The organism is Acetivibrio sp. MSJd-27, from assembly GCF_018918095.1.
Taxonomy (GTDB): domain Bacteria; phylum Bacillota; class Clostridia; order UMGS1840; family HGM11507; genus HGM11507.
The window spans coordinates 1-11,100 of sequence record NZ_JAHLPV010000057.1 but is presented as its reverse complement, the minus strand read 5'-3'; the positions used below and the strand labels follow the sequence as shown (position 1 = coordinate 11,100).

Here is an 11,100-nt window from a genome sequence, read left to right as displayed (position 1 = left end):
TTTGAGATAATCTTTATCTAATATTTTTTTAGTCCTTGAAACATAGGGCTTGTTTAAGTGCGCCTATTTTTCAATTACTTAATTTTTTTAAAAATGTCTTGACTTTTAATAGTTAGTCACCTTTCATGAAGATATCTTTATCTTAAAAAAAAATGTTCCACTTTTCGCTTAAACCGGATAAAACGTTCCTCATTGTCATCGAAGGGCTTTACAAGAACCGTAAACATTCCCATCCGTTTACCGCCCCAGATATCTGTAAAAAGCTGATCGCCCACCATACAAGCTTCTTTTCGTTCAATACCGAACGCTTTGATTATTTTGCTCAATTTAAATTTCAAAGGTTTACACGCCCTATATATATGAGGAAGTTTCAAATTTTGATTATAGGTTGTAACCCGCATTTTATTATTGTTGGAGACCAGAGCGATTTGAAATCCTTCTTTTTGCAATGCTTTCAGAAAAGCTGTAACTTTTTCATCTGGCTCGGGCTCCGCATTGTATGCAAGAGTATTATCTATATCAAAAATAACACCTTTGATTCTGTTTTTTTTCAACTTTTCGACATTTAAATCGAATACCCGATCCAATATGATATCGGGTTTGAAATATTTCATTGGCCCTCTCCTTGTCTTATATTCTATTTCATATTATAACGTTGGCAAAGCAGGAAGTCAATTTCTTTTCAAAGAATATCAGAAAAAGGCCAATTTCATCATTCCGCTTTGACGCACGCTTCCACACAGCTTCCTATATTATAAAAAAGTTTTTTGGAACATGCAATCGCGCGCGATTCCGCTCTGTTTCCTATGTTATAAAAAAACACCAGGGAAGCTGAAAGAAAGGCTTCCCTGATGAAAAAGAAGGGGTGGAGAGAGGGATGGCATCGATAAATCCTGACAGCCACATGAAAACAGTTTTACATTTGTATAAATATGCTATTTGCATGTGGCTGTCAGAATCTTTGGTTTAATATTGTTCCATCTGATTCAGCATCCACTCTACAAAAACAGCATAACCCTTTTGGGGATCATTTACAAATACATGCGTTACTGCACCAACAAGCTTTCCGTTTTGCAGAATTGGGCTTCCGCTCATTCCCTGTACAATCCCCCCTGTCTGGGAAAGGAGTTCCTGATCTGTAACCTGGATCACCATATTTTTTATACTTTGGGTTTGCTGATTAAATATTTTAATAATTTCAATATCATATTCTTTTACCTGATATCCATCGATGGTGGCAAGTATCTTTGCCGGCCCTACTTTTACTTCGTTTCGCAAAGCAAGCGGTACAGGATTACTTTCCTGTATGGCAGTTGGATCTGTAACATTCCCGTATAATCCAAATTCATTGTTTAGCCTGATTCTTCCCACTTCCTGCTGCGGCTCATCAAAAATTCCTTTCAGTTCACCGGGCTCTCCCCGTTTCCCTTTTGTCTGTCCTATGATTTTGGATTTTACCAGTTCACCATCCTTCACTGTCATGGTTTCACCGGTATCTACATCTGAAATACAGTGGCCGAGAGCGGCAAATTTTTGTTTATCCTGGGTATAAAAGGTAACAGTCCCCAAACCGGCTGTACTGTCCCGAACCCACATACCCAGTGCCAATTTTCCATCTTCTCCGGATACAGCCGGAGTGATCACTGTTTTAATACTCTTTCCATGACGCTTATATTCCAATTCCAATGCATTTCCACCGCATTCCTGCACAATTTGTGAAAGGTGATTGTTATTTCTCAGATTCTCTCCATTTACTTTAAAAATATAATCTCCCGGCTCTAAACCAGCTTCTTTTGCAGGAAGGCGCTGTATATTTTGTGAATCTACAATTGCCCCCAGTGATAAAACCAATACTCCGTCTGTTAATATTTTGACCCCGGCGCTCTGTCCGGAAGGATACACGTATTGTTCTTTTACCACCTTTAATAAGGTCTCCTTGACGGGAATCAATCCCATCAAATCAAGGCGCAGATTATAATTTCCTGTCTGATTTGCCTTGAGAGTCAGAGGTGTTCCCAACTGAAATGTACCGCTGGTCTCAATCGCAGGATCAGCGATGATCGTTGCAGACATCGGATTATGAAAATTTAATTGGTATTTTCTTCCTTCAATAACACTAATTTCTTTCGGCAATAAAAAATAAGATGCCAAAAATGTAATAATCAACAGAATAACAGCAAATACTATAAATACCTTCCATTTTTCTTTTTTTAAAAGCATCTCCACTCACTTCCTTTCGGTTACTGTGATCGTTTGCGTTCGTATCACATAGTTAAGTTAACCTTTCGGAAGAGTTCTTATACTTCTAAAAAGTTATGGAATAGATAAATTTTACTATCCTTCCCATAGGATAATTGAGAAATTTCCATCAATACTAATAAGGTCCGACAATCCGGTATACAATTGAATCACAAACAATCAATTGTATATCGCACTGGCGGTTAAGCATTAGGGAGTTGAAAGCCATATGGTTTTCACAGGCCAATTTTCCGCAATCCTGCGTCAAAATGCTCGCGCATACGTCAGTATTCCCTGCGCTTTTTCCTTGCTTTACGAAAAATTAGCTCTGTGGAAACTCTGCGACCCTGCACGCAGGAAAATTTTCGTCTTTTCGGTGCGCAAGGGTGCAGCAAGGCTGACGCCTTGCAAGACCGACAATCCGAAAAGGCGGGAATTTAACAAGTGCAGGGCATATGGGCTTCGACTCTCTAATGCTTATGCATTGGAAATTTCAAGAATGTTGTCAATAAGACAGAATGGAGGATCTATATGAATAAAGTCAACTGTGATGTGACCAACTGTGCCTATAACCATGAACAATGCTGTAAAGCCGCTGCAATCAATATAGACGGTCTTAGAGCGAATGCGGATTCTGAGACATGCTGTGGTACTTTCGTGGATGAAAAGCATGGCGGCAGCAATCTTTCCAATTCCTGCGGAAATGAAGACTGCAGCTGTTTAAATTGTGACGCATTAAACTGTAAACACAATGAGGATTGTAGATGCAGTCTCTCCGAAATTGATGTCTGCAGATGCGACAACAATGTCTGCAGCTGTGACCAAACTTGCTGTGGCAGCTTTGAAGAAGAATCCTAATTTTTCATAACATAGGAAACCGTGCGGAATTGTGCGCAGTTACTTGTTTCAAAAAACAGCGTGCGAAGCGAGACCGCGCTTTTCAGAATGAATCGTTTTTTTATGTTCAAATATTCCATGCACTTTTCTAAATAGCTTTTGAAAAGGCTTTGATTCAGCAGGCTATCATAAACCATTCTCTTCATTGGATAATAAAAGCAATTCCCTCTTTCCTGTATACTGGGAAAGAGGGATTTTTTACATGGTTAGCGCTTTTTCCACTGCATTTTTTTCTATAATGACTGTTGCATATTCTTTAATAATTCCGATATATGATTTTTTTCGAAGATATCTTCCAAATTCACATAATGTTAGAATGATTCGCTCTTCCTCTCTGTTCTCGTTTGGAAGAAGCCATAGAAAATAATTTTCCCGGTATAGATAAACAGCGCTTTGTCCTTTATAAAAAGGAGCCAGTTCCTTTAGTGCAGCTATTAATATATAAAAATCATCAAAAAGAAACAAAAGGGGATTCTGATTTTTTTCTGTGATGTCTTTCATTTTCAGAAGCAGATCGTCTTCTTTGAGAATTTTCGTGATCATGAGTACCAATCCGTCTAAATGAAACGGCATCACTTCAATAATAAGGCGATGTCCCTGGGTTTCAAATCCACATTCTTTTTCGGCCAGCTCCAAAAGCTCATCCAGAATATCTGAAGCATCTGAATCCTCATACCCCAGTTCCACCGCATCAAAATCCAGTTCTTCCATATCTTCATATGTGAGGGTTATTCTCAGCCTGTCATCGCCGATTTTTTCAAATTTCATCTCCTCACAGCCTTTCAACAGAATAAAAGAGGATAAATCCCCTTACTCTATTCTATTCCAAGGAAGCTATTTCGGAAGCAGATTTTATCAATAAATCGCTACCTTCCACACAAGTAAAGTGACAGAAAGCGTTGCTAACAGGCAGGACATCACAGCACCTGCTTTATTGTTTTTCTTCCACAACCAAATAGAAAAAGAAAGGCAATAGATAAAAAGCCAAATACTAAAAATATAAGTCATTATGTTAAAAAAATAGATCATCTCAATGCTCTCCTACTCCCTGCTCTCTGTCTGCGAACCGCACCAGCGTATCTATGCCTTCTCCCCACAGAGGTGGAAAGCCTTCGAGAAGGGATTTGTATCATATTCTCAATGTTCCTGCACTTCATAATTTGGATCAAGAACCAGATAATTAGTAAATGTTTCCGCCTTCACATTGATTTCAAATTCCGCATTTTTATAATTTTTCTTCCAATCAAATTCCTCCAGCTCTTTATAGGTTTTAAAATCACTTTTCGCATATTCTCCAAATCCAAGAATATCACTGTTATATACATATTTGGTATTCGTGACCAGCTCCATGCAGATCTTTTTTATATATCGCTCTATCAACTCTTCTGCTTTTGGGATATCTCGCAAATATTCCGGAGCAGAGACCGAAGATATTTTAGTGACTTCGACATTGATATCAATAAAAATATGCGGTACGCCGTCAACGATTTTAACTTTTTTTATAGGTTTCACTTTATTTTGAATATAAATATTGATTAGTCTAGAAAAATCCTCTTCCACAGGCACGGAAATATTTGCTTTAAAATAATGGCCTTTTATTAATCCATATGCTTCAATTTCCTCTCCTTCCAGATAGTCCAGCATTTTTCCATCCTTAAATACTGCCAAGCGGGTAATCTCACTCTTGGAAGGTGTGACAGACAAAACCTGATTGTCGTTAAACTCTTTTTTTGTTTCCGAATCCAGTTTTATGTTATTCTCGGCTTGTTCTCCTCCGGAATCTTTTTCGCCGTTGCCTCCTTCACTTTCCTCCTTTTTGTCTTGTGAATCATTATTCCCCTTCTCATTTTGAACATAAGTAATATATGGAATTACAATTTCCCCCTGGGATGAAATCTGGCTGAAGGCGATTTCCGAAATCGTCATTACATTCAAAAAAGACCGGTAAGCCTTGTCATAAAAAAGCTCATAAAATTTACTTGGGGTTGTCTCCAGCCAGATTTTCTGTTCGTCCAAATAACGGACCGCGCTTCCCGCCGAAACCATGACATAAAGATTCGGGTACACGTTATATGAATTCACCAAAGAATAGATCAAAGGCAAAATTCCTTCCCTTGCGAACTCCTCCGATAGGATGATCGCTTTGAGCTGCGCATAACTTAACTGTTTGCTTGTTCTGTTGTTGAGTTTCTCAAACGCATCATAAATACTCAATCCCTCATATTTTATGACAATATTCCCCTCTTCCGTGGGAGTTCCGCCTTCGGCTCCCTTTATCACTTTTCCGAACTGAACACCCAATTCAATTTTTTCTCCTATCTTGTCGATGGCAATGGCAATGGGATACGCCTTCGTATCCACTTCTTCCACTGAATAACATCCCGACAGGCAAAAAGCGGTAACCAAAACAGAAAGACAAACTATACTCCATTTAACGCTTCTCTTTCTTTTCATGTTTGTCCTCCTTTTGCAGCCTTTTGATTTTTATGTTATTGCATGCCAAAACGATAATCGGCACAATAAGGCCTACGACCCATAAAAATGACAGTCCAATTTCATACATATCTTTATTCATGTTCATATCCACAGGAATCTGTGTTATTCCAAGCAAAACCACCGAGAAACAAATCGTTAGCGGGGTTGTCTTATTGATGTAAAACATTTTAGAAAAGATAAGCGTACAGACATAAATATGGATACTGATATATAAAGCTGTACAAATGCAATAGAAAATAGAAAAAACCGTAAACAATTCCTGTGGAATGTGATGAAACGTCATATAATCTGGAGTCATCATAATGACAGATAAAATATTCGTATTTGCCGGATAAGGTACTGCAATAATATAAACAAGGCTCAAAATCAGTGTTGCAGCGGATACGAAAACATAAGTGAGCTTTAAGGTTTTTGAGAACTCGCTATAAGTTTTCATATAGGGTGTTATCAATGTGATAAGAATAAATTCAAAAAAACCGGACAAAGCAAAATGGCCCAATTTAAAAACATTTGGCAATCCAGTTCCAAATATTGGGAATATATTTTGAATACTCCCTTCCGTCATTAGAAAAAATGCGATAATACCCGTGGCAATCAATGAGATCGGAACAAAAAAGGCATGTACCCGCGCAATGGAATCCAAGCCCTTCATCGCAAGAAAAAAAGCAACCAATATCAGGAAAATAATCATCATCTTTGTAGAGCTATCGGTCAAAAGCGAATTTTTAAAAGATTCTGCAAAATAGATAAGATTCGTACCTGAATTAAACAGAAAACAAAGGATTAAACCAAATCCCAAAATGTATTTTCCTGCATTTCCGAATGTGGCATGGGCAATATCCATCAAATCGGCCTGTCCCGCATACTGATATAATTTTTGTATTATCAGCACTGCAACGAGGAATACAATGCATATATAAACCGCAACCATCCAACCTGCACTGCCTGCAATGCCAGGAAATGTATTCAGAAAAAAGAAAGCATACTTTAAAAGGATGGAGTTAACGATAATGAATGTGCCTTCCCAATGTCCAAATACCGTCGATCGTTTCACAATGATTCCTCCTTAATATTTGTGATTATTTTTCCACACTTTGCTGATCTTCGGCTGCTTGACCTTGAGTTGTGTTTGCAGACTGTCATCCCTAAATTCCTGCTTCCAAAGCGGTTTTATAAAGAAAGAGTCAAAGGTATTCTTTCCTGTATGAGGGGCAACCGGTGTAATAAACGGCACGCCAAGAGAATTCGCAGAACAAAGAACCGAGGCGTGTACAAACAAAACCAACGCGATTCCAAAAAAGCCGAAAACAGCGGCTGCCACGGTATAAAAAAATCTGGTTACCCGCAGAGAAAACGCATAGTCATAACTGGGGGTAGCAAAGGAACCCAAGCCGGTAAAAGCTACCACAATAATGAGAATGGAAGAAGCTATTTTTGCTTCCACAGCAGCCTGCCCCATAATCAGCGCACCGACAATGCCAATAGTCGGTCCAATCGGTCCGGGTATCCGTAATCCCGCCTCCTTAATCAATTCAAAGGCAAACTCCATGGCAAAAAGTTCAATCAAAAGCGGAAAAGGAGTCTGTGCTTTTGCATTTTCGATCGTAAAAAATAATTCCGTTTCTAAAATCTCCGGATGAAAGCCCACCACGGAAATAAAAAAAGCAGGAAGCATAAGGGATGCGACAAGGGACACCAAACGAATAATGCGCAGAAAATTTGTCATGTTATATTTCATATAACGATCTTCTGTCAGATTGATAAAAGACGTGATATTGATGGGCAGGATAAGAGCATAGGGGCTGCCATCCAGCATAATGGCTATTTTTCCCTCGTTCAGTGCCATTGCAACCCTATCCGGACGTTCCGTGGACAGCACCTGCGGGGTGAGCATCATTTCATCTCCCATCAGAAACTGTTCCAGTTCTCCGGTATCCATTACATAACTGACTTTGATATTGTTCAAACGGCGCTGTACTTCTTTTACCAGTTCCTGATTCGCTATGTTATTGATATACAATAGAGACGTGGGCGTTTTACTCATCTCCCCTATCGTAAACCCCTGATTGACCAAAGCTTCATTTTTCAGCGTTTTACGTATCAAAGCCGTATTGATACGCAGAACTTCACAAAACGCTTCCTGCGGACCTTTGATTGTCACTTCATTCTTTGCATCGGAAATAGAGCGGTGCTCCCAGCCTTTCACATCCATTGCAAGAGCTTCGGCACATCCATCTACAAAAATAATACAGCCGCCGAAGTTCAGCTCTTCCATTACCTTATCAAAATGTAAGCACAGTTTAACCTGATTTTGACTGATGACGTTTCGCATCAAATAATCAGCCATCCTGCTTGGCTTAACATCCTCTGTAATCTCTTTTAAAACCGGCATCATGATAAGCTGTCCAATCAGCTGCTTGTTTACCAAACCATCAAAAAAGAAGGCCGCGGCAGGAATCCGTTTTCCCTGAACCGTAATATTCAAATCCCGCAGAATCAAATCCGAATTATTCTCATAATAGTAACGCTGTTTCATATAATCCACGTTATAGGCAAGGGAGGAAGAAATTTTGACGGATTCCTTCTTCCCATATATATCATAAAACTTTCTATGTGTTTTCTCTTCCGACTCATTTAAAATAAATGGCTCATCCGCCGGTTTTTCATGAAAAAGAAATTTCGAACCAACAAATTCCCTCAGACGCATTTTTCATCACCTCATCATTATTCTGACAGCTTTTGAAAGAATTTATACCTTGACTTTTTCCAGGCAAAATTTTAAAATAAGAAAAACTGGGAAAGGAAACTTTTTATGAATGATAACAAAAAGCAAGAGGTCCCCCATCTCCGCATTCAGGGAAAATCACTTTCCTGTTCAGCAAGAGTGCACAGTTTCGCTGAATCGTTGAATGACAGGAAGCCGCCCTTATTTAAAACCATTTTATTTGATGCGGACGGCACTCTCCTCGATTTTAAAAAGACAGAGCAGCATGCTTTGAAGCAGTGCTTTGCAGAATATAAAATTCCCTTGACAGAGGAGATAAAAGAAGCCTACTTTACAATAAACCATAATTTATGGACACAATTTGAAAAGGGTGAAATCGATAAGCAAACCGTCGTATATACCCGTTTCCGCAAACTGTTTGAGCGGTTTAGGTTTCTTTATGACGGAAAAGAATTTGAAGACCACTATCAATTTCTGCTGGGAGAAGGCCATTTTTTAATTCCAGGGGCTCTGGAGCTCTGCCGGAAGCTATCTGAGCAATTTGATCTCTATATTGTCTCAAACGGAGTATCCCGCACACAGCATAGCCGCTTGAATGCCTCCGGTCTAAGAACTTACATGAAAGATGTCTTTGTTTCGGAAGATGCCGGCTATCAAAAGCCCATGAAAAAATTTTTCGATTATGTGTTCGAGCGAATCCCTGATTTTTCTCCCTCTCAAACAATCATTGTGGGTGACTCTCTTACCTCTGATATCCAAGGAGGGAAAAATGCTGGAATTCCCACCTGCTGGTTTAATCCGGATGGTATAAAAAATGTTTTTCCCTATTCCGCCGATTACGAAATTCATTTACTGGAAGATTTGCTCTCTATTCTTTTTTAGACAAAATAATTGTGTAGAATCACCAGATTATTCAGTGATTCTACACAAAATTTCTGTAATAAAAAAAAGATGTTAAAATCCTATTGACTTCCCGAAAAAATGCAGTAAAATAGACTAACATGTGATTGAAAAAGGAGGAAAGTCAATGACAAAAGATCTGACAAAAGGAAATCCCACAAAACTTATTTTACTTTTTACCCTTCCCTTACTGCTTGGAAATGTATTCCAGCAGTTTTACAGTATGGCAGATACTGTCATCGTCGGCCGCACGATCAGTGTAAATGCATTGGCAGCGGTTGGAGCTACCGGAAGCATTATGTTTCTGATTCTAGGTTTTGCCCAAGGACTGACCTCCGGTTTTGCAATCATCACAGCGCAGCGTTTCGGTGCGGAAGACTTCGAAGGAGTCCGCCGCAGTGTAGCTACCAGTGTAATACTCAGCGCTGCTATTACCGTTGTTTTAACCATCATCAGTATGCTGCTGACAATGCCGGTCTTAAAAATAATGAATACCCCTCCTGAAATCATAGAGGATGCTTACCGTTATCTCATTGTTATATACGGCGGAATCGGCGCCTCTGTGCTCTTTAACCTGCTATCCAATATCATACGTGCTTTGGGTGACAGTAAGACACCTCTCGTTTTTTTGATAATCGCCTGCATCTTAAACATCGCCTTGGATTTCATTTTTATTTTAAATTTTTCCATGGGGGTGGCGGGAGCCGCTTGGGCGACCATTATCGCTCAATTGCTATCAGGTCTTTTATGTATTCTATACATTATCAAAAAACTTCCGATTTTACGGTTTCACAAAAATGACTGGAAACCGGAACGTCACTGGATTGGACGTCATCTGAAAGTAGGCCTCCCAATGGCTTTTCAAATGTCCATCATCGCCATCGGAGCTATGATTCTGCAGACCGCCCTGAATACACTGGGTGCAACTGCTGTTGCGGCCTTTACGGCGGCACAGAAGATAGACATGGTAGCGACTCAGCCTCTGATGTCTTTCGGAATCACCATGTCAACTTTCGCTGCCCAAAATTACGGTGCGGGAAATATCTGCCGAATCCGCCGGGGAGTTCGCCAATGTACTCTAATATCGGTTATCGTAAGTTTACTAGGCGGAGTAGGTATTATTCTTGCCGGCACCACATTTGTAAAACTATTTGTTGGAGGGGATCAGCCGGAAGTCATCAATCTGGCAAAAATATATTTAATTTTCAACTGTTCCATGTACTTTGTGCTATCCCTTTTGTTTATTTACCGTTATACATTGCAAGGCTTAGGCAAAAGCCTGATACCAACAGTAGCAGGTATCATGGAATTGATTATGCGTACGCTTGCAGCTGTGTTTCTTGCTCAATCTATCGGATTTGCCGGGGTGTCTATGGCCAATCCAATTGCATGGATGGGCGCTCTCATTCCTTTGGCAGCCGCATACTTTTATACCATCAAAAAATTGGAAAGATCCTCCTTTTAACAAAAAGAAAGCATATCGTTACAGCCTGTCGAAAAAGTCCAGTATACACTGGGCTTTTTTGCGTATGTGTGGTAAAATAAAGATAAGAAAAGACTGGGGAGGGACGGCGTGTGCTAGCAAAAGAGCAGGAATTGCGCAGAAATGTAGTAGAAATCCTATGTTTGGAGGAGCTGGTTCCATCGGAGCATCTGCTGCGGCAGATTGACAGCGCGGTGGATTTTACGCATCTGTACGACTTGGTGGATGCGCTTTACAGCCGCGACAACGGCCGTCCCAGCATTGACCCGGTGGTATTGTTCAAAATTGTGTTCATCCAGCACCTGTACGGCATCCCCTCGCTGCGCCGTACCATGCAGGAGATTGGCATGAACATCGCATA

10 protein-coding genes are annotated in these 11,100 nt (G+C 39.9%); 4 read left to right on the top strand and 6 right to left on the bottom strand.

Annotation, left to right across the window (positions count from 1 at the left end; genetic code table 11):
• Positions 1 to 137 precede the first annotated feature (137 nt).
• Together KQI32_RS12400 and spoIVB are read right to left on the bottom strand one after the other, a co-directional pair.
• A complete protein-coding gene (locus KQI32_RS12400; RefSeq protein ID WP_216425756.1) occupies positions 138 to 614 on the bottom strand; it encodes a YqeG family HAD IIIA-type phosphatase in 477 nt (158 codons plus the stop codon).
• Positions 615 to 966: 352 nt separating this feature from the next.
• Positions 967 to 2,220 carry a SpoIVB peptidase gene (gene spoIVB, locus KQI32_RS12395; RefSeq protein WP_216425753.1) on the bottom strand — a complete coding sequence of 418 codons (1,254 nt, stop codon included), beginning with the start codon at positions 2,218 to 2,220 and terminating at the stop codon, positions 967 to 969.
• Between the two features lie 549 nt (positions 2,221 to 2,769).
• On the opposite strand from spoIVB, the gene KQI32_RS12390 reads away from it, so the two are divergent.
• Positions 2,770 to 3,096, top strand: coding sequence for a DUF1540 domain-containing protein (locus tag KQI32_RS12390; protein WP_216425750.1), 327 nt, complete (start codon positions 2,770 to 2,772; stop codon positions 3,094 to 3,096).
• A gap of 237 nt (positions 3,097 to 3,333) precedes the next feature.
• On the opposite strand, the gene KQI32_RS12385 is transcribed toward KQI32_RS12390, so the two are convergent.
• The 4 genes from KQI32_RS12385 to KQI32_RS12370 form a co-directional block, all read right to left on the bottom strand.
• Positions 3,334 to 3,903: an adaptor protein MecA gene (locus tag KQI32_RS12385; protein ID WP_216425749.1), complete on the bottom strand. Its 570-nt coding sequence runs from the start codon at positions 3,901 to 3,903 to the stop codon at positions 3,334 to 3,336.
• 369 nt (positions 3,904 to 4,272) lie between these two features.
• Positions 4,273 to 5,589, bottom strand: coding sequence for a Ger(x)C family spore germination protein (locus KQI32_RS12380; RefSeq protein WP_216425746.1), 1,317 nt, complete (start codon positions 5,587 to 5,589; stop codon positions 4,273 to 4,275).
• Entirely contained in the window at positions 5,567 to 6,685 is a 1,119-nt protein-coding gene (locus KQI32_RS12375) for a GerAB/ArcD/ProY family transporter (protein ID WP_216425744.1), read from the bottom strand. Before KQI32_RS12375 ends, KQI32_RS12380 begins: the two co-directional genes overlap by 23 nt.
• Before the next feature lie 12 nt (positions 6,686 to 6,697).
• Positions 6,698 to 8,338, bottom strand: coding sequence for a spore germination protein (locus KQI32_RS12370; protein ID WP_216425741.1), 1,641 nt, complete (start codon positions 8,336 to 8,338; stop codon positions 6,698 to 6,700).
• Between the two features lie 105 nt (positions 8,339 to 8,443).
• Between KQI32_RS12370 and KQI32_RS12365 the strand changes: the two genes are divergently transcribed.
• From KQI32_RS12365 to KQI32_RS12355, 3 genes are all read left to right on the top strand, one after another.
• A complete protein-coding gene (locus KQI32_RS12365) occupies positions 8,444 to 9,238 on the top strand; it encodes a YjjG family noncanonical pyrimidine nucleotidase (protein ID WP_216425738.1) in 795 nt (264 codons plus the stop codon).
• A 145-nt stretch (positions 9,239 to 9,383) separates the two neighbouring features.
• The gene (locus tag KQI32_RS12360) at positions 9,384 to 10,721 is read left to right on the top strand and encodes an MATE family efflux transporter (RefSeq protein ID WP_216425731.1); all 1,338 of its coding nucleotides are present in this window, start codon (positions 9,384 to 9,386) and stop codon (positions 10,719 to 10,721) included.
• A 110-nt stretch (positions 10,722 to 10,831) separates the two neighbouring features.
• On the top strand, positions 10,832 to 11,100 hold a 269-nt coding region (locus KQI32_RS12355; RefSeq protein ID WP_216423449.1), incomplete at its 3' end, for a transposase.